At 61.0% G+C, this 26,350-nt stretch carries 20 protein-coding genes; 3 read left to right on the forward strand and 17 right to left on the reverse strand.

What is annotated here, in order from left to right:
- Window positions 1–204: 204 nt before the first annotated feature.
- From NV64_RS03320 to rppH, 7 genes are all read right to left on the reverse strand, one after another.
- On the reverse strand, window positions 205–759 hold the full coding sequence (locus NV64_RS03320) for a prepilin peptidase-dependent protein (RefSeq protein ID WP_056232025.1): 555 nt from the start codon (window positions 757–759) through the stop codon (window positions 205–207).
- Entirely contained in the window at window positions 756–953 is a 198-nt protein-coding gene (locus tag NV64_RS03325) for a hypothetical protein (RefSeq protein ID WP_146005440.1), read from the reverse strand. Before NV64_RS03325 ends, NV64_RS03320 begins: the two co-directional genes overlap by 4 nt.
- 36 nt (window positions 954–989) lie before the next feature.
- A complete protein-coding gene (locus NV64_RS03330) occupies window positions 990–1,457 on the reverse strand; it encodes a prepilin peptidase-dependent protein (protein WP_101505317.1) in 468 nt (155 codons plus the stop codon).
- 286 nt (window positions 1,458–1,743) lie between these two features.
- Window positions 1,744–2,538, reverse strand: a complete 795-nt coding sequence (thyA, locus tag NV64_RS03340) for a thymidylate synthase (protein WP_101505319.1) — start codon at window positions 2,536–2,538, stop codon at window positions 1,744–1,746.
- Window positions 2,535–3,413 (reverse strand): prolipoprotein diacylglyceryl transferase, encoded by an 879-nt coding sequence (gene lgt / locus NV64_RS03345; RefSeq protein WP_056232016.1) that lies wholly within the window; start codon window positions 3,411–3,413, stop codon window positions 2,535–2,537. The genes thyA and lgt overlap by 4 nt, the downstream gene beginning before the upstream one ends.
- 141 nt (window positions 3,414–3,554) lie before the next feature.
- Window positions 3,555–5,801, reverse strand: coding sequence for a phosphoenolpyruvate--protein phosphotransferase (gene ptsP, locus NV64_RS03350; protein ID WP_056232013.1), 2,247 nt, complete (start codon window positions 5,799–5,801; stop codon window positions 3,555–3,557).
- A gap of 12 nt (window positions 5,802–5,813) precedes the next feature.
- On the reverse strand, window positions 5,814–6,338 hold the full coding sequence (gene rppH / locus NV64_RS03355) for an RNA pyrophosphohydrolase (RefSeq protein ID WP_056232011.1): 525 nt from the start codon (window positions 6,336–6,338) through the stop codon (window positions 5,814–5,816).
- A 681-nt stretch (window positions 6,339–7,019) separates the two neighbouring features.
- Here rppH and mutH point away from each other — a divergent pair.
- The 3 genes from mutH (at window position 7,020) to NV64_RS03370 (ending at window position 9,272) form a co-directional block, all read left to right on the forward strand.
- Entirely contained in the window at window positions 7,020–7,703 is a 684-nt protein-coding gene (mutH, locus tag NV64_RS03360; protein WP_255354401.1) for a DNA mismatch repair endonuclease MutH, read from the forward strand.
- A 134-nt stretch (window positions 7,704–7,837) separates the two neighbouring features.
- Complete coding sequence (locus NV64_RS03365) at window positions 7,838–8,053, forward strand: YgdI/YgdR family lipoprotein (RefSeq protein ID WP_056232009.1); 216 nt, start codon at window positions 7,838–7,840, stop codon at window positions 8,051–8,053.
- Between the two features lie 178 nt (window positions 8,054–8,231).
- Window positions 8,232–9,272, forward strand: a complete 1,041-nt coding sequence (locus NV64_RS03370) for an NADP(H)-dependent aldo-keto reductase (protein ID WP_056232007.1) — start codon at window positions 8,232–8,234, stop codon at window positions 9,270–9,272.
- Window positions 9,273–9,304: 32 nt separating this feature from the next.
- Here the strand turns inward: NV64_RS03370 and NV64_RS03375 are convergent, their stop codons facing one another.
- The 10 genes from NV64_RS03375 to NV64_RS03420 all read right to left on the reverse strand — a co-directional run bounded on the left by NV64_RS03375 (window position 9,305) and on the right by NV64_RS03420 (window position 26,126).
- Window positions 9,305–10,162 (reverse strand): DJ-1/PfpI family protein, encoded by an 858-nt coding sequence (locus NV64_RS03375; RefSeq protein ID WP_101505320.1) that lies wholly within the window; start codon window positions 10,160–10,162, stop codon window positions 9,305–9,307.
- 247 nt (window positions 10,163–10,409) lie between these two features.
- The gene (gene lplT / locus NV64_RS03380; protein WP_101505321.1) at window positions 10,410–11,615 is read right to left on the reverse strand and encodes a lysophospholipid transporter LplT; all 1,206 of its coding nucleotides are present in this window, start codon (window positions 11,613–11,615) and stop codon (window positions 10,410–10,412) included.
- Window positions 11,608–13,767, reverse strand: a complete 2,160-nt coding sequence (gene aas, locus NV64_RS03385; RefSeq protein ID WP_056232001.1) for a bifunctional acyl-ACP--phospholipid O-acyltransferase/long-chain-fatty-acid--ACP ligase — start codon at window positions 13,765–13,767, stop codon at window positions 11,608–11,610. The genes lplT and aas overlap by 8 nt, the downstream gene beginning before the upstream one ends.
- Window positions 13,768–13,824: 57 nt before the next feature.
- On the reverse strand, window positions 13,825–14,988 hold the full coding sequence (locus tag NV64_RS03390; RefSeq protein ID WP_056231998.1) for an MFS transporter: 1,164 nt from the start codon (window positions 14,986–14,988) through the stop codon (window positions 13,825–13,827).
- Window positions 14,985–16,181 (reverse strand): cysteine desulfurase family protein, encoded by a 1,197-nt coding sequence (locus tag NV64_RS03395; protein ID WP_101505322.1) that lies wholly within the window; start codon window positions 16,179–16,181, stop codon window positions 14,985–14,987. Before NV64_RS03395 ends, NV64_RS03390 begins: the two co-directional genes overlap by 4 nt.
- Window positions 16,182–16,214: 33 nt before the next feature.
- Window positions 16,215–16,913 (reverse strand): hypothetical protein, encoded by a 699-nt coding sequence (locus tag NV64_RS03400; protein ID WP_056231993.1) that lies wholly within the window; start codon window positions 16,911–16,913, stop codon window positions 16,215–16,217.
- A gap of 270 nt (window positions 16,914–17,183) precedes the next feature.
- On the reverse strand, window positions 17,184–18,581 hold the full coding sequence (locus tag NV64_RS03405; RefSeq protein WP_101505323.1) for an efflux transporter outer membrane subunit: 1,398 nt from the start codon (window positions 18,579–18,581) through the stop codon (window positions 17,184–17,186).
- Window positions 18,581–21,682: an efflux RND transporter permease subunit gene (locus tag NV64_RS03410; RefSeq protein WP_101505324.1), complete on the reverse strand. Its 3,102-nt coding sequence runs from the start codon at window positions 21,680–21,682 to the stop codon at window positions 18,581–18,583. The genes NV64_RS03405 and NV64_RS03410 overlap by 1 nt, the downstream gene beginning before the upstream one ends.
- The gene (locus tag NV64_RS03415) at window positions 21,679–24,882 is read right to left on the reverse strand and encodes an efflux RND transporter permease subunit (RefSeq protein WP_101505325.1); all 3,204 of its coding nucleotides are present in this window, start codon (window positions 24,880–24,882) and stop codon (window positions 21,679–21,681) included. The genes NV64_RS03410 and NV64_RS03415 overlap by 4 nt, the downstream gene beginning before the upstream one ends.
- Window positions 24,879–26,126 carry an MdtA/MuxA family multidrug efflux RND transporter periplasmic adaptor subunit gene (locus tag NV64_RS03420; RefSeq protein WP_101505326.1) on the reverse strand — a complete coding sequence of 416 codons (1,248 nt, stop codon included), beginning with the start codon at window positions 26,124–26,126 and terminating at the stop codon, window positions 24,879–24,881. Before NV64_RS03420 ends, NV64_RS03415 begins: the two co-directional genes overlap by 4 nt.
- Window positions 26,127–26,350 lie beyond the last annotated feature (224 nt).

The following is a 26,350-nucleotide window of genomic DNA, read 5'->3' on the forward strand; positions in this document are numbered from 1 at the left end:
CATCATAGCGACGCTAGCCTCTTTTGTTGCCATCATGACGCCCCTCACTACGCCGTCTGTACGCTTCATAGCGGCCTCACCACCGTCATCCGTCACTCGTTATTGATGCCTCCCTGCCCCGCGTCAGTGACTCCCGATCCGCCGTACCCTTGAGGAAGACAGTCCCCTTCATCGCAGAAAGTCCCCTGTCAAACTCGGTTATTTTTACAAATTCTCCGCATTCACCTGCTGCTCCAGCGTCAAGGTTACGGCAGGCCACGCCACCGCGAAGGCGCTGAGTACCAGCCTGAGCTGATGCGCGTGCCGCGCGATCGTGAACTGGCTGATAGCGATCTGGCGAGGGTCGTTCAGTTTTTCCCAGCCTGGCCCCTCGCAGCTCGCCACTCCGCGCTGCATTTCCAGATTGCCCGCGCGCAGCCGGTAGCCCCAGAACTCGCTGTTGTCCCGCCCGACGCCCTCCCACCTGCCGTTACTGTTCTCATCCCAGCGCAGCAGCAGGCAGGCGGACGGCGGCGGGCGAATGCTCAGAGCCGGGCCGGAACAGTGCCCGTTACAGTAGCCGGCACGCCGCAGGGCTTTCTCCAGCCGCCAGGCGATCTGCTGCAGCTCCTCCTGCAGCTGAGCCTGCATCAGCAGCCGCTGAGTATGCTGCACCAGCAGCGGCAGCGTGCGCGTGGCGCCGAGCATCAGCACGCTGCCTACTGCCAGAGCGATTAACACCTCCAGCAAAGTAAACCCCTGCGCCCGCTGCTTTTTCACTGGCACCCTCTGACGCCGCCCGTCATGCCTGAGTAACTGAACCTGGATCCGTCCATGAACCCGCCTTTGTCCATGAACCCGTAGCTGTCCATGAACCCGCCTTTGTCCATGAACCCGTAGCTGTCCATGAACCCGCCTTTGTCCATGAACCTGTATCCGTCCATGAACCTGCTTCTGTCCATGAAGCAGAGCATGCGCCCGTCCATGAACCTGAGCACCCGTCTGCCCCGTCACCGGCAGCGCTCTTCGGACTGCGCGCAGATGCGCACCCGGCCGCGGGCGGAGACGATAATGCGCCGCTCCCCTGCCGGGCTGGCAATCAGCACATGGCCGGGGAAGGCGGTGTTGTTTTTACCGTAGAAACCCATGCCGTCGCTGAGTTCACGCAGCCGCACTTCCGGCCAGGGGGCCGACAGCTGCCACGGTGACGACGGCCGACAGCGCTCAACGGCGGGGCCGCCGCCGAAGCACCAGCGCGCGCCTGGCTTCAGCCACAGCAGCCGTTCGGCGTTATGCCAGTTGGCGTCGCTGCGCAGGCGCAGCAGCAGCTGGCGGATCTGCGCGGCGCTTTCGTCCAGCCGCTGACGCTGCTGCCAGCGCTGCCAGCCGTGCCAGCCCGCGCTGCTCAGTGCGGCCACCATCGCCAGCACCAGCATCATCTCCAGCAGGGTAAAACCACGTTCGGTCAGGATTTTCATCACGCCAGTTTGCGCCTGCCGGCAGCGGATACCAGCGGCAAAAGCCATCGTTGCGGGGGCTGTTCAGCGGAAGATAAAGAGTTGCAGCAACGCGCCTGATTATTGCGGCGAAGTGCAGAAGTTGGTGAAGTTAGTGAAGTTAGTGAAGTTAGTGAAGTTAGTGAAGTTGGTGAGGTTGGTGAGGTTGGTGAGGTTGGTGAGGTTGGTGAGGTTGGTGAGGTTGGTGAAGTCAGGCAGGAAGGCGTGCCCGGCGGGCTGCGGTAAAGCAGCACGCCGGGCAACAGGGTCAGATCGCCACCGGGGCTTTAATCGCCGGATGCGGGTCGTAACCTTCAATCTCAAAATCGTCGAAGCGGTAGTCGAACAGCGAGTCCGGTTTACGCTTGATGATCAGCTGCGGCAGCGTGCGCGGTTCACGGGTCAGCTGCAGACGCGTCTGTTCCAGATGGTTGCTGTAGAGGTGAGTATCGCCACCGGTCCAGACAAAGTCGCCCACCTGCAGATCGCACTGCTGCGCCATCATATGCACCAGCAGCGCATAGCTGGCGATATTGAACGGCAGGCCGAGGAAGATATCGCAGGAGCGCTGGTACAGCTGGCAGGAGAGTTTACCATCCGCTACGTAGAACTGGAAAAAGGCGTGGCACGGGGCCAGCGCCATCTCGTCCAGTTCGCCGACGTTCCAGGCGGAGACGATAATGCGCCGCGAGTCCGGGTCAGATTTCAGCTGCTCAACCACCTTCGTCAGCTGGTCGATCTGGCGGCCGTCCGGCGCGCCCCAGCTGCGCCACTGCTTGCCGTACACCGGCCCGAGGTCGCCGTTTTCATCCGCCCACTCATCCCAGATCGAGACCTTGTTCTCTTTCAGGTAGGCGATATTGGTATCGCCGTTGAGGAACCACAGCAGCTCATGAATAATCGAGCGCAGATGGCACTTCTTGGTGGTGACCAGCGGAAACCCTTCCTGCAAATTGAAACGCATCTGGTGGCCGAAAACCGACAGCGTACCGGTGCCGGTGCGATCGTTTTTCGGTGTGCCGTGGTCAAGCACGTGCTGCATTAACGCCAGATACTGTTTCATTTTTCCTCACGAATTTTGGGCTGCGGGCGACGACGGTACGCCCAGATAATCATAATCACACCTGCCAGAATCATCGGCACGGAGAGGATCTGCCCCATGCTGATGCCGCTGAACAGGCCAAGCTGCTGGTCCGGCTGGCGGAAGAACTCTACGATAATACGGAAAGCGCCATAGCCGATCAGGAACAGGCCAGAGACCGCGCCCATCGGGCGTGACTTACGAATAAACAGGTTGAGGATGATAAACAGAACCACCCCTTCCAGAATCAGCTCATACAGCTGCGAAGGGTGGCGCGGCAGCACGCCGTAGGTCGAGAGCAGCGACTGCCATTCCGGATGGCTGGCCACCAGCGCAATATCTTCGCTGCGCGAGCCGGGGAACAGCATTGCCCACGGCAGGTTCGGATCGACGCGGCCCCACAGCTCGCCGTTGATAAAGTTGCCAAGGCGTCCGGCACCCAGCCCAAACGGGATCAGCGGCGCCATAAAGTCAGCCACCTGGAAGAAGTGACGTTTGGTGCGGTGGGCAAAGATCATCATCACCACGATCACGCCGATCAGGCCGCCGTGGAACGACATACCACCGTCCCACACTTTGAACAGGTAGAGCGGATTTTCGAGGAACAAAGGCAGGTTATAGAAGAACACATAACCGATACGTCCGCCGAGGAACACGCCGAGGAAACCAGCGTACAGCAGGTTTTCAACCTCTTCTTTTTTCCAGCCGCTGCCCGGCTTATTGGCGCGGCGCACCGCCAGCCACATGGCGAACACGAAACCCACCAGATACATCAGCCCGTACCAGTGCAGCGAAACCGGCCCGATGGAGAAGATCACCGGGTCGAATTGGGGGAAAGCCAGATAGCCGTTATTCATCTTTCACCATTAGTTGAGTCAATCCTGACAGGCAGCCGCAATCGTCGGCTGCATAAGTCGCGCATCATAGCATAGCGGGAATTTTCGCGGTCCCGCCCGAGTGTAAACTTTGTTAAGAGAGAAGTTGCCTGAGGAACCCGTTCAGCGCCCGCCGCGGATCAGGCCGCCCAGCCCTTTCTGCTCCATAAACGCCGCCACTTCGCTGCGCACCTCGCGGGTGTGCATCGCGGCCAGGCCGGTGCGGGCCAGCGCCTGCGCCTCTTCCAGCTCAATATGGCGCAGCAGATATTTGACCCGCGCCACGTTGCGGCCGTTCATGCTCAGGTGGTGATAGCCCATGCCCACCAGCATCACCACGCTCATCGGGTCGCCGGCCATTTCACCGCACAGGCACAGCTCAATACCGGCCCGTTCTGCCTCATCGGCGATGGTCTGTAACGCCCGCAGCAGCGCCGGGTGCAGGCTGTCGTAGATTGACGCCACCCGGGTGTTGTTGCGATCCACCGCCAGCAGGTACTGGGTCAGGTCGTTGGTGCCGACCGAGATAAAATCGATGCGCCCGCGCAGGTGCGGGATCATAAAGATCATCGACGGCACTTCAATCATCACCCCCAGCCGGGGCAGCGGAATAGCGTAACCGAGCATCTCGCTCACTTCCTGACTGGCGCGGTCGATCAGCCGTTGCGCCTCGTCGATCTCATCAATGCTGGTGATCATCGGCAGCAGGATGCTGAGGTTGTTGCTGGCCACGTTGGCGCGCAGCATCGCGCGCAGCTGCACGAGGAAAATCTCCGGCTGGTCAAGGGTCAGGCGGATGCCGCGCCAGCCCAGCGCCGGGTTCTCTTCGCTGATGGGCATATAGGGCAGCTGCTTGTCCGCGCCGACGTCCAGCGTGCGCAGCGTCACCGGTTTATCGAGGAACAGCTGCAGCATGCCCTGATACTGCGCCACCTGCTCCTCTTCCGACGGGAAGCCGCTCTGCAGCATAAACGGGATTTCGGTACGGTACAGGCCGACGCCGTCGACCCTGCTGCCCTGGGTTTTTTCATGCTCGGCGCTTAAGCCGGCATTGAGCATTACTTTTACCGTCTGGCCGCTTTTCAGCTGCCCCGGCTGCTCAACCAGCCCTTCGGCCAGCTGGCTCAGTTCGTTCTCCGCGCTGATCAGCCGCTGATATTCGTTGACCAGCACCGCTTCCGGGTCCACCAGCAGCTCGCCGCGATAGCCGTCGACGATCAGCAGGTGGCCCTTCAGCAGCTCCGGCTGAATATCGGCCCCCATCACCGTCGGAATACCCAGCGCGCGCACCATAATCGCCGCATGGGAGTTGGCGGCACCGTCACGCACCACCACCCCGGCCAGCCGTTCACGCGGCAGCTCGGCCAGCGTGGTGGCCGTCAGCTCATCGGCCACCAGCACGAAGCGTTCCGGCCAGGTGTTGGTGCCCTGAATGGTGTCGTCAAGGTGGAACAGCAGGCGCTGGCCAAGCACCCGCAGGTCGCCCGCGCGCTCGCGCAGATAGCTGTCCTGCAGGCTGGCAAACTGGGCGGCAAACTTCTCAATGACCTTTTTAACCGCCCACTCCGCCACCGAGCCGGCCTCAATCTCCGCCAGCAGGTCTTTCTTCAGCCGCGCATCGCTGAGCAGGTGCGAGTAGAGATCGAAGATTGCCGCGCTCTCTTTGTGCAGGCTGGCGGTGAAGCGCTTGCTGTAACGGCGAAACTCCGCCGAGGCTTCCGCCATCGCCAGCGCCAGCCGTTCGCGTTCGCGCACTGAATCGAGCGTTGAGGCCGCCGAGACGTTTTCCAGCGACGGCTGTGAAGAGTCTACCCAACCCTCCGCCACCGCCACACCGGACGCGGCGGCAATCGCCTGAATGCGGGTTTGCCGGTACTGGCCGAACAGCGCGTTAAGCTGGGACTGCGACAGGATCGCCGCCAGCTGCGTCGCCAGCGTGACCAGGAAGGACTCTTCGCTTTCGTCAAACAGGCGATGTTCGCGCTGCTGCACCACCAGCACGCCCAGCAGCTGGCGACGGCTGATGATCGGTACGCCGAGGAACGAGCGAAACTGCTCCTCTTTGACCGAGGGGATATATTTAAAGCTGGGGTGTTTCTGCGCATCGGCAAGGTTGATCGGCTCAGCAAGGCGACCGACCAGGCCGACAATGCCTTCATCAAATGCCAGGGCGACCGTGCGCCCACGCGGCTTTTTTAGCCCACGCGTAGCCATCAGGTAGTAGCAGCGACGATCGTTATCGGCGAGGTAAACCGAGCAGACCTCGGTTTCCATCGCCAGACATATCTCATTAACCAGAATATCCAGCGCCTCGGTAAGACGAGGCGCTGCTGCCACTTTCTCAACTATTTCGCGCAGCTGTGTGAGCATGATCGGTGTGGCTTAACCTCTCTTCCGTCGAAAGGGCGTGTTTCGTGGTGCGGTATTTTCCTGCAGGGGCATCACCACGCTGGCAAACTCTTTCATCACCCGACGATAGACGTCGCGCTTGAAGGAGACCACCTGGCGTACCGGATACCAGAAGCTGACCCACCGCCAGCCGTCAAATTCCGGCGTGCTGCTGGTTTGCATGTTGATATCCGCGTCGTTGCACAACAGCTGCAGGAGAAACCATTTCTGTTTTTGGCCGATACAAACCGGCTTTGTGTCCCAACGCACCAAACGTTTAGGCAACTTATATCGTAACCAGTTTCGGGTGGAGGCCAGAATGCGCACATCCTTACGGTGTAAACCGACTTCCTCGAAAAGCTCGCGGTACATTGCCTGTTCCGCGGTCTCCCCTGGGTTGATGCCCCCCTGGGGAAACTGCCAGGAGTGCTGACCAAAACGTCTGGCCCACAGCACCTGTCCCTGCCTGTTACAAATTACGATACCAACATTCGGGCGGTAGCCATCATCATCGATCACCGGACTACCTCAAACTAAAACTGGATGTTCTGATTGTTTCACACTCCTTACAGACGGTAAACCACTGCTTTAACAGCATGTGCCTGGTCCGGAGTGGGATAACTCTTCATTAACAGGCAAGTTATAAACAGAAAGCGGGGGAAAAAGGCGATCTTATTCACGTTTTCTGTGGATAGCTTTGTGCAGAACTCGCTGAAGAAGTGGGGAAAACTTTTATAGTCGCTAAACAAGACCTGCCAGCATCAAGGAATAATCTTATATTAATCAGCGGTATTTAGCGGTGTAGCGCCCTTTTCCTGTCCATGTCATTCTGCTGTCATATCCAGCGATCCGCGGACTGGTGATTTTTCGCGCACATATGACGTTATCCACAGAATATGTTGATTACTTGCCCACGACGCAGGCTAAATGGGCAAAAAACCCCTGCGTCAAGGCTGTAAATGGAAACAGTATTATCTTCACGGACCACTTATCCCACTTTTCTGTGGATAACTACCCGGAAGATCCTGTTCATTGCCGGTGACCAGAAAAGTTAAACCTTACTGAGCCCTGACCGACGGCGGCAGTCGGGCGATAAAAAAACACGATTTATCATGCTATTATTGTTTTTTTCCCCCACTGAATAACCGCACGCCGTGATGCTGTCGTTTGCTGTACTTTTTTTAACCACCGGAGAGCAGATTGAGCGATAACGATTTTCTGCCGCCGCCACGCCATGAAGATGAGCTGATGGCCCGCGCCCGAGGCCTAGCGGGGTACACCCTCGGTGAACTGGCGCACGCCTGTGGTTTAGCTATCCCGCGCGATCTGAAGCGCGATAAAGGCTGGGTGGGTATGCTGCTGGAACGCTGCCTGGGGGCCAGCGCGGGCAGCAAGCCGGAGCAGGATTTCGCCGCCATTGGCGTTGAGCTGAAAACCATTCCGATCGACGCGGCGGGCCGCCCGCTGGAAACCACCTTTGTCTGCGTGGCGCCGCTGACCGGCAACAGCGGCGTGACCTGGCTCACCAGCCACGTCCGCCATAAGCTGAGCCGGGTGCTGTGGGTGCCGGTGGAGGGCGATCGGGCCATTGCGCTGCCTGACCGCCACGTCGGGGCCGCGCTGCTGTGGAGCCCCAACGCGGAGGAGGAGCGGCAGCTGCGCCGCGACTGGGAAGAGCTGATGGATATGATCGTGCTCGGCCAGGTGGAGCAGATCACCGCACGCCACGGCGACGTGCTGCAAATTCGCCCTAAAGCGGCCAACAGCAGAGCGTTGACCGAGGGGATTGGCCGCGAGGGGCAGCCGATTATGACCCTGCCGCGCGGCTTCTATCTGAAAAAATCCTTTACCGGTGCGCTGCTGGCGCGGCACTTTTTACTCTGAGCCGCCGGCGGTGGCCGGCGATGTCAAGTTTTCCGGCCTTAACGCCGGACTTTCAGACTGATGTGATTATCACCACGGAATATTTCGTTTATTACTACACTCTTAAGCGTAAACGAATCACAGGGGAGATAACCATGAAGTTGATGACTGGCGCAGCGGCGATCGGCATAGCGATGCTGTTGAGCGGCTGCAGCAGCAGCTATGTAATGGCGACCAAAGACGGGCAGATGATTATGACCGACGGTAAGCCGCAAATTGATAAAGAGACCGGGCTGGTGCAGTACACCGACGAGTCCGGTCATGAGAAGCAGATTAACGGCGACGAGGTTTCCAGCATCGTTGAGCGCTAATCTGGCGGCTGTTGCCTGGATGCGCCCGTATTCAGGCAGTTGTTCATCGCTCTGCACAATTCCTCACTTCCCCCACTGCCCCGCCGCGGTTATAGTCGAAAACCGGGATCTGGCACCGTCAGCCAGTGAACGATGCAGGAGTATTCCCTGACCTTCAAAAATGAAAAGGAAGCCGGAAATGCATTATCACCGTATCCCCCACAGCACCCTTGAAATCAGCTCACTGGGCCTGGGAACCATGACCTTTGGCGAGCAGAACAGCGAAGCCGACGCGCATGCCCAGCTGGATTACGCCCTGAGCCGCGGCATCAACCTGATTGATACCGCCGAAATGTATCCGGTGCCGCCGCGCCCGGAAACTCAGGGCCTGACCGAGAGTTATATTGGCAGCTGGCTGAAGGCGCGCGGTAACCGTGACAAAGTGGTGCTGGCCTCGAAAGTTGCCGGACCGGTGCGCGGTGCGGACGCCTCTATCCGCCCGGGGCAGGTACTGGACCGTAAAAACATCCGTGCCGCGCTGGATGCCAGCCTGAAACGGCTGAATACCGACTATCTCGATCTTTATCAGCTGCACTGGCCGCAGCGCCAGACCAACTTCTTTGGCAAGCTGAACTATGAATATGCCGATACCACCGCGCCGGTCACGCTGCTGGAGACGCTGGAAGCGCTGAACGAGCAGGTTCGCGCCGGGAAAATCCGCTACATCGGCGTGTCCAATGAAACGCCGTGGGGCGTGATGCGCTATCTGCAGCTGGCGGAAAAACACGAGCTGCCGCGCATCGTCAGCATTCAGAACCCCTACAGCCTGCTGAACCGCAGCTTTGAGGTGGGTCTGGCGGAGATCAGCCATCATGAAGGGGTTGAGCTGCTGGCCTACTCCAGCCTGGCGTTCGGCACCCTGAGCGGCAAGTACCTCAACGGCGCGCAGCCGGCCGGCGCACGCAATACGCTGTTCAGCCGCTTTACCCGCTACAGCGGCGAGCAGTCGCAGCTGGCGATTGCAGAATACGTCGCGCTGGCGAAAAAACACGGGCTGGACCCGTCGCAGATGGCGCTGGCGTTTGTCCGCCAGCAGCCGTTTGTCGCCAGCACGCTGCTGGGGGCGACGACGCTGGAGCAGCTGAAGATCAATATCGACAGCTACGACCTCACGCTGAACGCGGACGTACTGGAAGGGCTGGAGGCGATTCACCGCCGCTTCACTTACCCTGCGCCATAATGTCTCAGGGCGAGGTTTCCCTCGCCCTGTTCTTACGCTTTGTTGTAACGCTGCATTCGCGCCACGCTCGCCTTCATCTGCTGCTGCCAGTCCGGGGTGCGGGCTTCGACCATATCAAAGACCATCTTTTTCACTGACTTAACCAGCTCTGGCGCGGCCTGCTGCGGCGTACCGCTGTGGAACGGCGGATGCGGATCGTACTGGGTGATCAGCTGAGCGTACTCGGCGCTCTGTTTGCCGGCCAGCTCCGCCTGCAGCGTCAGGCCAAAATCGATACCGGCCGTGACGCCTCCGCCGGTAATGCGGTTGCGGTCAATTACCACGCGGTCATTGACCGGGATCGCCCCGAAAGGTTTCAGATCGTCGATCATTGACCAGTGGGTGGTGGCCTGATACCCCTGCAGCAGCCCCGCCGCGCCCAGCAGAATGGAGCCGGTACAGACGCTGGTGATCCATTCCGCTTTGCCGCCCACCTCATGCAGCCAGTCGATCATTTCATGCTCTTTCAGCAGCGCATAGGGGTTGCCGGTGCCGGTGATGCACAGGACGTCCACTTTTTTCAGCTCGCGGAAGGTGGTGCTGGGCAGGAACTGCACGTGGGCCATTTCGCCGTGGACCGGGTTACGGTCGCGCCAGACAAAGTGAATATCGAAATTTTCACCGCCCAGCATGGTCGCCGGGCCGATGATGTCCAGCGGGGTCATGCCGGGGTAAATAACAAATGCGAGACTGATCCTTTTACCTTTGTCGCCCGTTGCCTGCTTCGGCCCGTGCCGGTACTGCGGTGTGGCCGCCGGGGGGGCAGCAAACAGTGAACCCGTGGCACCGGCTCCAAGACTGGCGGCGACCAGGGACAGTGCGGATTTGGCAATAAATTCCCTTCTTTCCATTTCAGGCTCCCTTTCAGAATGTCGTAAAGTTCGCTCGCCGCCCGGCAAAAAGCACTGCCGCTGGCGAAACGGGTGATGAGCAACGCAATGGTACGCGAACGATATGCGCCGCAGTATGCAAGTCATGCGTCATAGAAGAGGTCGAATAGTAACCGAAAGAAAAGCGCAGGCAGGAGGGGAAAGGCCTTAAAGATCTTAAAACCGGTAAAGCGAGTACGGGCCGAGCAGGCCCGTACTTAGGTTGTTCTCAGCGGCGGCGTTTTTGCACCTGATGCCAGCCCCACAGCAGGGCGATGGCCAGCGCAAACAGCGCGCCGAAACCTACGCCGGTGGCAACCGGTGGCGCACCGAGGCGGATCGCCAGCGAGTAGAGGCCAAGCATCAGCAGCATCGCCATATTCTCACCGAGGTTCTGCACCGCGATGGCGTTACCTGCTCCCACCGTCTCTTTGCCGCGCATCTGCAGCAGCGCGTTAAGCGGTACCACGAAGAAGCCACCCAGCACGCCAATCACCACCAGCAGCAGGTAAGCGTTGATCGCCTGCTGCTGCAGGGCAAACGCCACTACCGCCACGCCGATCAGTACGCCGGCCGGCATACAGCGCGCCACGGTTTTCAGCGTCACCAGCTTCGCCGCTGCGATCGCACCGATGACGATGCCGATCGCCACCATCGCGTTAAGCAGCGTCGGGGTTTTGTTATCGCTGATGCCCAGCGCCACCGGCACCCACAGCACCAGCAGGAAGCGCAGCGTTACCCCGGCGCCCCAGAACATGCTGGTGCCGACCAGCGAGAAACGGGTCTCCGGGTTGCGCCACAGCGTGCGGCAGGCGTTAAAGAAGCTGGCGGACATCGCCGCCGGCCGCCACGACTGGCCGCCGCGCGCCGTGGGCAGTTTCGGGATCAGCAGGTTGGCCGCCACCGCCAGCGCGTAGGCCAGTACGCAGGCAGCCAGCGCGCCGGTCAGGTTCCAGTCGGCGAGGAAGCCGCCGGCCACCGAACCGAGCAGGATTGCGGCGATGGTCGAGGACTCCATCAGGCCGTTGGCCTTGACCAGCGTTTCTCCGTCGGTCAGTTCGCCGAGGATGCCGTACTTGGCAGGGGAATAGGCCGCCGCGCCGATGCCGACCAGGCTGTAGCCGAGGAAAGGATCAAAGCCGAAGCAGATCACCATCGCGCCCAGCAGCTTCAGGCCGTTGGCTGCCATCATCACCCGCCCTTTGGCAAAGCCGTCGGCAAACTGGCCGACGAACGGCGCGAGAATGATGTAGGTGGCGACAAACACCATCTGCAGCACCGGCTGGCTCCAGTCGGGATAGACCAGCTGCTTGAGCACCGCCAGCGCGGCAAACAGCAGCGCGTTATCACCAAACGCCGACAGGAACTGGGCGACGATCACGGCCATCATCCCCTTCGACAGCAGCGGCTTGCCGCCCGTCGCCAGGTTACTCATCGTTGCCCTCCGGCTTTTCTGCCATCTCACGCAGGGTGACAAAATCCGGTTTACCGCTGCCGAGCAGCGGCAGCTGTTTAATCACGCGGATATCGCGCGGCACCGCCAGCTCGGGGCTGCCCAGCTCACGCGCCGCCTGCAGCAGTTTATCGCGCGACAGTTCCGCATCGGTGGTAAACAGCACCAGCGCTTCACCACGGTTGCCGTCCGGGCGCTGGGTGGCCGCATGTTGTTTATCCGCCGAGGCCTTCAGCGCAATCTGCTCGACGTTCTCCAGAGAGACCATTTCGCCGGCGATTTTGGCAAAGCGCTTCACGCGGCCCTGAATCTGGCAGAAACCACCCTCGTCGAAGCTGACGATATCGCCGGTGTCGTACCAGCCCGCTTCCATCAGCCCTTCGCCGTTATCCGCCACCGGGGCTTCCAGCACGCCAGGGCGCTCAACGCGCAGATAGCCCTTCATAATGTTCGGGCCGCGCAGCTGCAGCAGACCGCCGTTCTCGATACCCGGTACCGCTATCAGCCGTGAATCCATGCCCGGCAGAATACGCCCGACGGTTTGCGATTTCGCCGCCATCGGCACGTTGATCGCCACCACCGGCGCGCACTCGGTCACACCGTAACCCTCAAGAATACGGATGCCGTACTTCTCAAACCAGACGTCTTTAGTCGCCTGCTGCAGCTTCTCCGCCCCCGCCACCACGTAGCGCAGGCGGGCAAAGTCATACGGATGGGCAAAGCGGGCATAGTTAGCGAGGAAGGTCGAGGTGCCGAACAGCACGGTGCAGTTACGGTCATACACCAGCTCAGGTACGATGCGGTAGTGCAGCGGGCTGGGGTAGAGAAACACCTGCGCGCCGGTCATCAGCGGGGTGAACAGCCCGACGGTGAGGCCAAAAGCGTGGAACAGCGGCAGCGCCGACATAAAGCGGTCACGCGGCGTAAAGTCGGCCACGGTGCGGATCTGCTCAACGTTGGCCAGCAGGCTTTTATGTGAATGCACCACGCCCTTCGGGTGGCCTTCCGAGCCGGAGGTAAACAGCACCATCGCCGCATCTTCCGGCTGCTGCGGCACGGCGGCCAGCGACGGCAGCAGCAGGTGGCTGAGGATCCACAGCTTGTCGCCGGTGGTGACGGTGTCCTTCAAATCTTCGAGGAACACCCATTTGACGCCGGTAATGCCCTCCGGCAGATGCCACAGCTTGCCTTTGTCGAGGAACTGGCGCGAGGTGAAGACGGTTTTCACCTCAGAGGCGGTCAGCGCGCTGGTCAGCCCCTTCACCCCGGCGGTGTAGTTAAGCATCGCCGGCACGCGGCCGCGCATTGAGGCACCGAGAATGGCGGCCGCGGTCACCGTGGCGTTCGGCAGCAGCAGGCCGATAACTTCGCCCTGATGAGTGTAACGTTCGAGGATACGCCCGACGCCAAGCGATTTTTTCAGCAGGCCGGTGTAGCTGTCGGGGGTGAAACTGACGTCCTCGATGCACGGCTTAAACAGCCCGTAGCGGGTGCGGGCAGAAAGAAACGCCTGATACAGCGTCTCACGCGGGCGCACCGCCATCCGCGCTTCCATCATGATGTGGTGCAGGTGCTCACCGGCCAGACGCCGGCGGTCGCGGGCTTTCGGCGCTTCCGGCATCGGGATGGTGGTTGGTGGCAGCACGGTCAGGGTAATGCGCGGGAACAGGCGACGCTTAAATACCCCGGCCAGCCGGCCAAACGGGGTGAACTCCGCGCCTTCAATGCGCAGCGGTACCACGGCGGCCTGCGATTTGGCGGCAACGAAACCGGCACCGTCGTAGATCTTCATCAGCGACCCGGTGACGGTGATGCGCCCTTCCGGGAAGATCACCACCGGGCGGCCTTCATTAACCAGCCGTACCAGCTGCTTCAGCGACATCGGCCGCGTCGGATCCAGCGGCACCACGTCAATAAACTTGCCGACCCAGCGCATATACCACTGTTCGCTGATCGATGAGTAGACGGCAAACACCGGTTTTACCGGCAGAAACAGCGCCAGCAGCACGCCGTCGATAAACGACATATGGTTAGGGGTAATCAGCACCTTGCTCTTATACAGGCCGGAGAGATCGCCGGCCAGCCGGGTGCGAAACAGCACGCGAAACAGCGTGCGGAACAGAGTAAATAACATGCCAGCTCCTGAGCAGGTCACAAGTTGCTGTAACCATGCAGGATATGACCGCACAACTCAATAATTTTCAGACCGGGTTCCACTGCGCATAGCGCCCGCAGCCAGTTCCAGCAGAACAAGCAGCGCAAGAGCCAGGATAAACCACACTTTACCCGCCGCCACCAGTATCCAGCCGCCAAAGGCTGGAAAACCGAATATGCCGACGAAATAAGACATTACGAACCAGGTCAGGGCCGCATGCCGGTTTTCCGGCAGCGAATCATTCACCGCCCAGGTCTGGATCACCGGATACACCAGGCCGTAACCGAGGCCGGTGAGCATCGCGGAGGCAATCTGAAAAGCAGGATGGATCGGTATCCACAGCAGGCAAAGAATGCCGACAAACAGGCAGCATAACAGAGCAGAAACCAACGGCAGACGGGGCAGCCCCGACAGCCGCCGCGACAGCAACAGCCGGGCAACCACTGCCGTAGTGGCATGCACCCAGAAATAGGTGCTGGCGCTGGCGGAGGTCCCTTCGACCAGGCTTCCCTGGAACGACATCATCCCTGAAAAAACACAACCGCCTAATCCGACCATCACTATGGGCCTGGCGGCAGGGCTGAAAGCCAGTACGGCGAGTTTTTTCACCCAGGGCCTCAGAGCCCGATCGCCTGGCCCACCCGGTTCTTTACGACCAAATGCCGCCAGCAGCAGGGCAGCAAGCAGACCGGCCCCCCCCACCAGCAGAAAGCACTGCTGTAACGGAGTGTGCAGGCTACCGGTCAACAGCGTGACCAGTACCGGCCCGCCACAGATCCCGACCATCTGAAACGCGCTAAAGCGGGTAAACCAGTGTCCGCGATCGGCATCTGAAACACGTTCAGAAAGCGCCATAGGTGCACCGATATAAAACATCCCCCACCCCAGGCCAATCAGCAGTGTGGATAGCAAGGGTACGAACCTGAATTCTTCGCTTAAGCTCCCCATCAGCAGATAACCCACGGAGAGGATGAACGCTGCGAGTGCGGCAAGCCGCGAGGCATCCATCCGCCCGGCAAACCAGCCGACCAGTGGCACCCCGATAAATGTCCCCAGCAGAGCCATACTCAGCGTCGTACCGGCCTCAATATCGGTTCCGCCCTGAGAGCGAAACCAGGCAGAGAACAGGAAGGTGGCGCCGTAACCGCCCGCCGTCAGAGAGGTACCTGACAGCAGAAGCAGTGCAGTTGAATTTTTCATGGTTGCACGTCCTGCGCACGGCCTGCTGAGCGGCGAAATACAGGGTTCATCGCACGGAGTGCCTCTACGGCGACTTTAAGCCGCTGGCAAACGTAACTGATTTCAGCTTCCGTATTGAATCGCCCGATGCCGATACGGATGCTTGCCTGAGCCATCGCATCGCTGAGGCCCATTGCTTTAAGGACGTGCGACGGTGCCTGTCGGGCAGAGGTGCATGCCGAGCCGGCTGACAGCGCAATGTCAGGAAGTTCGAGCAAGAGGGAGTCGGCGTCAATGCCGCTGAAAGAGAGATTCAGTACCCCCGGAAGATGGTGTTCGGGGTGACCATTTAAACGGACTTCAGGCACACTCTCGACGACAAACTGCCAGAGTCGGTTACGCAACGCCCTTATCCGGGCGGATTCTGACGCTTGTTTCTCCACAGCCAGTTTAACAGCGTGGGCAAAGCCGACGATGCCGGCAACATTTAACGTCCCCGATCGCAGGCCATTTTCGTGCCCTCCTCCCACCATCATAGGCTGAAGTTCAATAAGAGGTTCCCGTGAGCTGATATACAGCGCGCCGACACCTTTGGGGCCATAAATTTTATGGGCCGAGAAAGATGCCAGGCTGATATCTGACAACCTGACGTCCAGCGCTATTTTTCCCAGCGACTGCGTTGCATCGCAATGAAAAACCACACCCTGCTCGCGACAGATTTTCCCTATCTCGTTTATCGGTTGCAGCGCACCCGTTTCATTATTTGCCGACATAATTGAGACAAGACGGGTCTCTTTTCTGATTTCACCAGAAACAGCTTCAGATAAAACGATTCCATAACAGTCCGGTGCAACCCGGCTGACCTGCATCCCGGCAGATTCAAGCCTGGCACAGCTGTCCAGCACGGCTTTATGCTCAATCTGTGAGGTAATGACATGCCCGTTTTTAACCGGACTGAACAGTGCCAGATTGACCGATTCCGTCGCCCCTGAAGTGAAAATAATATCACCGGGACTGTATGCATTAATCGCGCTGGCGATGATTTCACGGGCATTCTCCACCGCTTTGCGGGCCTGCAAGCCCCAGACATGGCTGATACTGGCCGCATTTCCGTAAACGTGGGTGAGATAGGGCATCATTGCTTCAAGTACGTCATCATCTAAAGCCGTAGTGGCATTGTTATCCAGATATACAGAACCATCCTGTCCATTCATCGGTATCTTCCTGAGGTTGTACTGCGAATCGATTTAAAACTGCGGGTTTTGTCGTGCGGCGATAATCTCTCCCTGCTGTACGCCGCCCTGCTCATCGACCAGGTTCAGGCGAATACCGGCAGTAAAGCCGAGCAGGTGGCTCAGCTGCAGCCCGCGAACCCAGGCGAGGCTCCCTGACCAGGGGCTGTCTTCAAAGAACACTTCCAGCACCGATTCAGGCGTCCGTCCTTCGCCTGCAGCCCGTTCAAAATATTCCCGGGTGATCGCGGCGCAGGAGAGTTTCGACGCCTGCGGGCCGGCGCTTGCCGGAGCCGGTGCACGCATACGGTTAACCACCGGCTCAGGAATATCATCATTCTCAAGCATATAAACAAGGTGTTGCCGGGCAGAGTCTTCATGAATGGCGTAGATTTCGCTGAGCGGAATATTGTATTGATTCGCCACCGGTAAAAAAACACGTTGAATACGCTGATGCAGATGACACAGGCGGGGACGTCTTTTTTGCGAATTAGTGAGCTTCTCTGCCAGAAAATGTTTGCGAAAAATACCATGATGATCGAAAGCAACGGATATTCTCGGTTTATTACCCTGTTCAGGGGTGCATTGACTGGCGAATTTAAGCGCTGATTCAAAGGCTTTAAGTTGCGCCTCAACGACAATCTCACCGGCTTCATCAATAAAAACACGGGAGTTTCCGGCGAGTATGCTGATAAGAGAGCGTTCGACATCCATTATTTTCTCCTTTTCAAAACCCGGCATTCCGCATCTGAAACATCACCCGCATCGAAATAACGTGCTGTGAACGTATAGAGTGAAACGCCAAAAGTTCAAAGAAAACAAATATCAAAAACCCGTAAAGACCACAACCGTAAAAAATCCATATTAACTTACATACATGTTATTTATTAGCCTGTTCACTAACGCGTTACCCCGTAAAAATAAAGCCCCGGTGACGTAATGTACGCTGGCCGGGGCCTGTTGCCTTGCGACCACTTTGCCAGGCTAGCGCCAGCCGCCCCCCAGCGCCACGATCAGCTGTACGCTGGTGACCCACCGGGTGCTTTGCAGCTGCAGCAGGCTCTGCTGCTGGCTGAGGCTGCTGTTTTCGGTGGTGGCCACATCGAGATAGTCGATCATTCCCGCCTGGTACTGGTTAAAGGTTACGCGCGCTGACTCCTGCGCCGACGCGGCGGCCTCCTGCTGCGCCTGCAGCTCATCCTGCAGGGTGTGCAGCTCCACCAGATAATCCTCCACCTCCTGGAAGCCGCTCAGCACCGTCTGGCGGTAGCTGGCAACGTCAGCGTCATAGGCGGCGCGCGCCTGCTCCACCTTCGCAGACGTGGCCCCGAAGTCGAGCAGCGTGCCGCTCAGCGACGGCCCTAACGACCAGATGCGGTTCGGCAGCGAGAACAGGTTGCTGAACGAGGAGCCGCTGTAGCCGCCGCTGGCGCTGAGGGTCAGATCCGGGTAGTACCCGGCGATCGCCACGCCCACTGCTGCGTTGGCGGCGGCCACCGTGCGTTCCGCCTGGGCGATATCCGGCCTGCGCTGCAGCAGTGCGGACGGCAGCGCGGCCGGGATCGCCGGCAAAGTGGCGTTCAGCGGTGCCGCCGCCAGGCTGAATTCCGCCGGGGTTTTGCCGACCAGCACCGCGATGGCGTGCTCCAGCTGGGCGCGCTGCCAGCTGAGATCCAGCGCCGAGGCGCGGGCGCTGGCCAGGGTGGTTTGCGCCTGCGCCAGGGTGGCGCGCGACTCGCTGCCCGCCCGGTATTTGTTATTAATTACCGTCAGATAGCGCTGATAGGCGGCAATGCTCTGCTGATACAGGGCAATGCGCTGGTCGAGAATACGCAGCTGGAAGTAGTCCTGCGCCAGCGTTGACTGGGCGCTGAGGGTGATATTGCCCAGTCCGGCGGCGCTGGCCTCTGCGCTGGCCTGGTTCTCTTCCAGCGTGCGGCGCAGTTTGCCCCAGATATCCAGCTCCCAGGAGGCAGAGAGCTGCGCCGAGTGGCTGTTGCTGATCCGCCCGCCGCTGGTCGCCCCGCTGCTGCTGGCCGCCGTGCCGCTGCGGGTTGAGCTGGCGGTGGCGCTGACCGTCGGCAGCAGATCGCGGCTGGAGCCGGAGGCCAGCGCCAGCGCCTGGCGGTACTTCGCCTCATACTGCGCCACGTTCTGGTTGGAGACCTGCACCTGGCGCAGCAGCGCATCCAGCGTCGGGTCACGATACACCGCCCACCAGTCGCCCTTCTGCTGCGCGTCCTGCGGCGTGGCCTGCTGCCAGCCGCGCGCTTCTTTATAGCGCAGCGCACCCGGTGCCGACGGCCGCTGGTAGTCCGGCCCGACGGCGCAGCCGCCGATCAGCAGTGCCAGCACTACGGGGGTAAGTTTATTCAGTTTCATCAGGCGTTCCTGGGGTGGCGCAGGCGCTGCCACTGGCGTTGCGTGGCGCGGCTGGCACGGTCGAGATAAAGGTAGACCACCGGGGTGGTAAACAGGGTCAGCAGCTGGCTCAGTGCCAGGCCGCCGGCAATCGCCAGCCCCAGCGGGCTGCGCAGGTCGGCATCGCCGCCGCTGCCCAGCGCCAGCGGCAGCGCGCCGAAGAAGGCGGCCAGCGTGGTCATCATAATCGGCCGGAAGCGCATCAGGCAGGCCTGAACGATCGCCTGCTGCGGCGTCATGCCCTGATTGCGTTCGGCGGCCAGCGCAAAGTCGATCATCATAATGGCGTTTTTCTTGACGATGCCGATCAGCAGCAGGATGCCGATCAGCGCAATCACCGTCAGCTGGGTGTCGGTCAGCAGCAGCAGCAGCAGCGCCCCAACCCCGGCCGACGGCAGCGTCGACAGAATGGTCAGCGGATGAATGTAGCTTTCATACAGCATCCCCAGCACGATATACACCGCCAGCAGCGCAGCAAGGATCAGCCACGGCATGGTGCTGGTCAGCCCGACAAACGCCTGCGCGGTGCCGGCAAAACCGGCCTGGATGCTGTCCGGCAGGCCAATTTTCGCCATCGCGGTTTTGATCGCCGCCTGCGCTTCTTCCAGTGACGCACCGTCCTGCAGGTTGAAGGCGATGGTGCTGGTGGCCGACTGCCCCTGATGGTTTACCGACAGCGGCGCGTTGCCGCCGCTGAAGCTGGCGAAAGCGGAAAGCGGGATGCGCTCGCCGCCGTCGTTGAGCACGAACAGCTGCTGCAGCGCGGCAGGGTCACGGGTCCAGCGGTCGTTCAGCGACATCACCACGTGGTACTGATTGAGCGTTTTATACAGCGTGGCGATCTGCCGCTGGCTGAAAGCGTTATTCAGCAGCGTATCCAGCATGCTGACGTTGACCCCCAGCCGGGTGGCGCGATCGCGGTCGATACCGATCATCACCTCCTGACCGCCGGTTTCCGAGTCGGAGTCAACGCTGGTCAGCTGCGGGATCTGCTCCAGCGCCGCTTTCACCTTCGGCGTCCAGGTGCGCAGCGTGTCGAGGTCGTCGGCCTGCAGGCTGTACTGATACGAGGCGTTAGCGCTACGCCCGCCGATATGCAGATCCTGCGCCGCCATCAGAAACAGCTGCACGCCGGGGATATTCTGCGTTTTGCCGCTCAGGCGGTTAGCCACGGTACTGGCGTCGTCGCGCTGTTTAAAATCCTTCAGGTGGACGAAGAACATCGCGGTATTGCGCGAGCCAAAGGCACCGCCGCCGATCGACGACATCACCCCGTCCACCGCCGGATCCTGCTGGATCAGCGCGGCAAACTGCTTCATCTTCGGCTCCATCGCCTGGAAGGAGACGTTCTGATCGGCGCGCAGCATGCCCATCAGCAGGCCGGTATCCTGACTGGGGAAGAAGCCCTTCTGCACCACGCCGTAGAGGAACACGTTGAGCACGATGGTCAACAGCAGGCTGAACAGGGTTAAGCGCTGGTGGCGCATTACCCACGCCAGCCCGGCGCTGTAGCTTTCCAGCAGGCGGTTAAGGCCATTTTCAATCCACTGGTACAGCGGGTGCGGGCGCTTTGTGACCGCCGGCTTGCGCTTCAGCAGCCTTGAGCAGAGCATCGGCGTCAGGCTCAGCGACACCCCCATCGAAATCACCAGCGACACGCTGAGCGTGACGGCAAATTCGCGGAACAGGCGGCCAACGATGCTGCCCATCAGCAGGATCGGGATAAACACCGCGATCAGCGACAGGGTCATCGCCAGCACGGTAAAACTCACCTCCTGCGCCCCCTTAATCGCCGCCCGCACCGGGCTGAGCCCCTGTTCGATATAGCGGGTGATGTTTTCCAGCACCACGATGGCGTCGTCGACCACAAAGCCGGTGGCGATAATCAGCGCCATCAGCGACAGGTTATCGAGGCTGTAGTCGAGCAGGTACATCACCGCGCAGGTGCCGATTAACGATACCGGCAGCGCCAGCGCCGGTATCGCCATCGCCCGCAGGTCGCGCAGAAACACAAACACCACGCCGATCACCAGCAGCATGGCGATCAGCAGCGTCTCTTCGGTGTCGTACAGCGAGTCGCGCACGTTGGGCGAACGGTCCACCACCAGCGTCAGGCTGACGTCAGCGGGCAGATCCTGCTTAATCAGCGGCAGCTGCGCCTTAATATCGTCGATGGTCTGCAGCATACTGGCCCCCGCCTGGCGGGTGACGCCGATAGTGACCGACGGCGCACCGTTGTAGAAGCCGACGTTGTATTTATCCTCCACCGCGTCATACACCGTCGCCACGTCGCTGAGGCGCACCGCGCGGCCGTTCTGGTAGCTGACCACCAGATCGCGGTAGTTTTTTGCCTGCTCCTGCTGGCCGTTGCCGTCCACCATCCACGACTGCGTATCGCCCTGCAGCACGCCCTTCGGCAGGTTGCTGGTGCTGCTGGCGACCGCCGTCCGCACCGACTCCAGCGAGATGCCGTAGTGACTCAGCTGCTGCGGCTGCAGGTCAATGCGTACCGCCGGCAGCGAACTGCCGCGCAGCGACACTTCACCGACGCCGGCCACCTGGGCAATTTTCTGCTGAATTTTGCTGTTGGCGAGATCGTACAGTTCGGCGCCGGAACGGGTGGAGGAGGAGAGCGCCATCATCACGATCGGCGCGTCGGAGGGGTTAGCTTTTCGGTAAGTGGGCAGCGACGGCATGCTGCCCGGCAGCAGGCTGCGGGCGGCATTGATCGCCGCCTGCACGTCGCGCGCCGCGCCGTTAATATCGCGGTCCAGCGCAAACTGCAGGATGATATCGCTGGAGCCCTGCGAACTCTGCGAGGTCATTTCGGTAATGCCGGCGATCTCGCCCAGCGCGCGCTCCAGCGGCGTCGCCACCGTGGCGGCCATGGTTTCCGGGCTGGCACCCGGCAGGCTGGCGCTGACCATAATGGTCGGGAAGTCCACCTGCGGCAGCGGTGCCACCGGCAGCAGCCGGTAGCCAAGCGCGCCCAGCAGCAGCAGCGCCAGGGTCAGCAGCAGCGTGGCCACCGGGCGGAAGATAAACAGCCGGGTCAGGTTCATTCACGCCCCCGGGCCGCCGCCGCCCGCATCCAGCGTTTGCCGCGCTGCGCCAGGCCGTCAAACCACAGATAGATAACCGGCGTGGAGAACAGCGTCAGCACCTGGCTGACGATCAGGCCGCCGACAATCACCAGCCCCAGCGGCTGGCGCAGTTCGGCACCGGAGCCGGAGGCCAGCATCAGCGGCAGCGCGCCGAGTAGCGCCGCCAGGGTAGTCATCAGGATCGGCCGGAAGCGCAGCAGGCAGGCCTGGTGGATCGCCTCACGCGCGCTCAGCCCCTGTCTGTTTTCCGCCTCCAGCGCAAAGTCGATCATCATAATGGCGTTCTTTTTCACGATGCCGATCAGCAGGATCACGCCGATCAGCGCGATCAGGCTGAATCCGGTACCGGCCAGCAGCAGGGTCAGCAGCGCGCCGACCGCCGCCGAGGGCAGCGTGGAGAGAATGGTCACCGGGTGGATAAAGCTCTCATACAGAATGCCAAGCACCACGTACATGGTCAGCAGCGCGGCGAGGATCAGCCACAGCGTGTTGCCGGTGGCGCTCCGGAACGCTGACGCCTCCCCCTGATAGCGCAGAACGATCGACGACGGCTGCGCCAGTTGGCGGCTCACCTCGCTGATGGCCTGCTGCGCCTGCTCCAGCGAGGTGCCGTCGCTGAGGTTAAACGACACCGTCACCGCCGGGAACTGGTTAATGCGCGTATGCACCAGCGAACCGGTACGCAGGTGGACGGTGGCAATCGCGGTCAGCTTCACCATACCGCTGGTGCCGGAGTAAGAGGAGCTGCTGCTGCCTGATGAGCCTGAACCGCTACTCGTGCTCGTGGTGCTGGTGCTGGTGCTGGTGCTGCCAGACGCACTGCTGCTGCCCGAGGTCGCCAGCCAGATATCGTCAAACGACGCCGGTGACTGCTGGAACTGCGGTGCCACCTCCAGCACCACGCGATACTGATTCGACTGGGTAAAGATGGTCGAGATCAGCCGCTGGCCAAAGGCGTTATACAGCGCGGTATCCACGTCCGAGGCGGTGATGCCGTAGCGCGCCGCCGCGTCACGGTTCAGCTCAATGTAGGCCACCTGCCCCTGCTCCTGCAGGTTGCTGACCACCGAACTGAACTCGGGCCGCGCGCGCAGCGCCGCCACCAGCGTCGGTGACCAGCTGACCAGGTTTTCACTGTCGGCATCATCAAGGCTGAACTGGTAGCGGTCCGGCGTGACCTGGTCGTTAACCGTCAGATCCTGCGCCGACTGCAGGTAAAGCTGAATGCCCGGCACCTGCGCGGTGGCCTGCTGCAGTTCGGCGATCACCGCATCGGCCCGCTTATCGCGTTCATCCAGCGGCTTAAGGTTAATCTGCAGACGGCCGCTGTTCAGGCTGGTGTTGCTGCCGTCGATGCCAACGGTGCTGGAGACGCTCGCCACCGCCGGATTGTTCCGCACGATCGCCGCCAGCTGCTGCTGTCTTTTCGACATCTCACCGAAGGAGACGTCCTGCGAGGCAATCGTTACCCCCTGGATTAGCCCGGTATCCTGCGCCGGGAAGAAGCCTTTCGGCACCGCCAGCCAGAGCAATCCGGTCAGCACCAGCGTGGCCAGCGCGACGCACAGCGTCAGCCGCTGGTGGTTAAGCACCAGGGTCAGCAGGCGGTCATAGCCGGCGATCAGCTTATCGAACAGCTCGCCGCCCTTGCGTGAGAAACGCGACTGCCGCTCCGGCGGGATATGCTGCAACAGGTATGCGCAGAGCATCGGCGTCAGGGTCAGCGAGATAAACATCGATACCAGGATCGCTACCGCGAGGGTGATGGCGAATTCGCGGAACAGCCGCCCGACCACGTCGCCCATAAACAGCAGCGGGATCAGCACCGCGATCAGCGAGAAGGTCAGCGAGATAATGGTAAAGCCGATCTGCTGCGAGCCCTTCAGCGCCGCCTGCATCGGGGTTTCGCCCTCCTCCAGCCGCCTTGTGATGTTCTCCACCACCACGATGGCATCGTCGATCACAAAGCCGGTGGCGATGGTCAGCGCCATCAGCGACAGGTTGTTCAGGCTGAAGCCGGCCAGGTACATCACGCCAAAGGTGCCGACCAGCGACAGCGGTACCGCAATGCTCGGGATCAGCGTGGCGGCAACGTTGCGCAGGAACAGGAAGGTGACCATCACCACCAGCGCAATCGACAGCATCAGCTCGAACTGCACGTCGCGGATTGAGGCGCGGATGGTCTGGGTGCGGTCGGAGAGAATGCTGACCTTCACGCCGTCCGGCAGCGCGGCCTGCAGCGTCGGCAGCTGTGCCCTGATGCTGTCGACCACCGAAATCACGTTGGCACCCGGCTGGCGCTGTACGCTGATGACAATCGCCGGGCTGTTGTTGGCCCACGCAGACTGATAAACGTTTTCCGCCGCCTGCTCAATCTGCGCGATATCGCGCAGGCGCAGCGCAGCGCCGTTTTTATACGTCAGGATCAGGCTGCCGTACTCGTCGGCGGTGCGCAGCTGGTCGTTGGCGTCGATGGTCACCGAATGGTACGTGCCGTCAAAGCCGCCCTTCGAGCCGTTGACGTTGCCGTTGCTGACCAGCGTGTTGACGTCGGCCAGCGTGAGGCCGTGGGCCGCCAGCGCCTTCGGGTCGACGCGTATGCGGATCGCCGGCTGATGGCCGCCGGCCAGCGTGACCATACCCACCCCGGCGATCTGCGCCAGCTTCAGCGCGATGCGGGTGTTAACCAGGTCCTGCACGCGGGTCAGCGGCAGGGTGTCTGAGGTGGCTGCGAGGGTGAGCACCGCGCTGTCCGCCGGGTTGACCTTTTTATAGGTTGGCGGGTTGGGCAGATCGGTCGGCAGCAGGCTGTCGGCGGCGTTAATCGCCGCCTGCACTTCCTGCTCAGCCACGTCCAGCGACAGGTCCAGCGAGAACCTGAGGCTTATTACCGACGCGCCGCCGGAGCTGCTGGAGCTCATCTGGCTTAAGCCCGACATCTGACCGAGCTGGCGCTCCAGCGGCGCGGTCACCGAGGAGGCCATCACGTCCGGGCTGGCCCCGGGATAGAGGGTGGTAACCTGAATGGTCGGGTAATCCACCTGCGGCAGCGCCGAGGTGGAGAGCAGCCGGTAAGCAAAAATACCGGAAATCAGGATGCCAACCATCAGCAGGATGGTGGCCACCGGCCGGTTGATAAAGAGGCGTGACGGATTCATGGCGCGGTGCTGCTCTGGTCAGCCGTCTGCTGCTGTTCCGCCGTCACCCGTTCAACCCTGCTGCCGCTGCTCAGGCGATCGATGCCTTCGGTGACCACCTGCTCCCCGGCCTTAACGCCGTCGAGGATCGCCTGCTGGTCGCTGCCAAAGGCCGGGCCGGTTTTCACCGCGCGGCGGGTAACGGTATTGTCCTGGCCGATCACCCAGACAAAGCTGCCGTCGCTGCTCAGCTGCAGCGCCTGCGCCGGGATCACCGTGGCCTGCTTCAGCGTGTCGGTCTGCAGACGCAGGTTGACGAACTGATTAGGATAGAGCGCTTCATCCTGATTGGCAAACAGCGCCTTCAGCGCAATGCTGCCGGTGCTGGTATCAATCTGGTTGCTGATAAACTGCACCTGCCCCTGCGCCAGCTCGGCCTTGCCTTCCTGATCGAAGGCGGCAGCGGGCAGGCTGCGATCGTTGTGCAGCGCCTTTAGCAGCGTCGGGATATGGCTCTGTGGCACGCTGAAGGTCACCGCCGCGGGCTGGGTCTGGGTGATGGTGACGATCCCGGTGGTGTCTGAGCTGTGCACCATATTGCCAGCGTCCACCAGCCGCAGGCCGACGCGGCCGCTGACCGGTGCGGTGATGCGTGCATATTCAACATTCAGTTTTGCCGCCGCGATCTGTGCCTCATCGGCTTTCACCGCGCCGCTGTACTGACCGACGGTCGCCACCTGGCTGTCGAGATCCTGGCGCGCCAGCGAGTCCTGAGCAAACAGTTTCTGATAGCGTACCAGCGTCAGCTGCGCGCTTTTCAGCAGCGCCTGGTTCTGCGCCAGCGAGCCTTGATACTGCGCCAGCGTGGCCTGATAGCTGCGCGGGTCGATCTGCGCCAGCAGCTGCCCGGCGCTCACCTTCTGCCCCTCTTTAAACAGCACCTGGGTCAGCTGCCCGTCGACGCGGCTGGTCACCGTCACCGTGGCGTTCGGCACCACCGTTCCTAACGCGTTGAGGTACACCGGCACGTCGGCCAGCGTCACCCTGTCAGCGTGCACCGGGGTGGCCGCCCCGGCCATCATCATGCCGGGCGGACCGCCGTGACCGCCGGGGCCGCCCGGGCCACGCATCCCGCCGGGGCCACCGTGTCCGGAAGGTGCCGACGGCCAGAAACGCCACACCAAGCACGCGATCGACAGCAGCAGAAGGAGAATGACAGCGATTTTACGCCGGGAGTGCGGCCGGGAGGTGGAGTTCAGGGTCATGAGGCTCTTGAGTTAAGGACAGCGTTCAGATAAAACGCGCCTGAAATGCAGACGCGATAAAAGAGTCGGGCGATAATCCATCGCGGTCAGGCCCGGGCTCAGCAGCCGCTGTGCAGGAACCGACCGGGAAGGAAGCGTCAGTGCCCGACTGCATCAGCGGTTGTTGATAGTCATTCCTATTATCGAACAGCGCGTTGTTTAAATTCTATGCGCAGAGCGTAAGG

Origin of the sequence: Erwinia sp. B116, assembly GCF_002865965.1 — a bacterium.
Classification (GTDB): domain Bacteria; phylum Pseudomonadota; class Gammaproteobacteria; order Enterobacterales; family Enterobacteriaceae; genus Erwinia.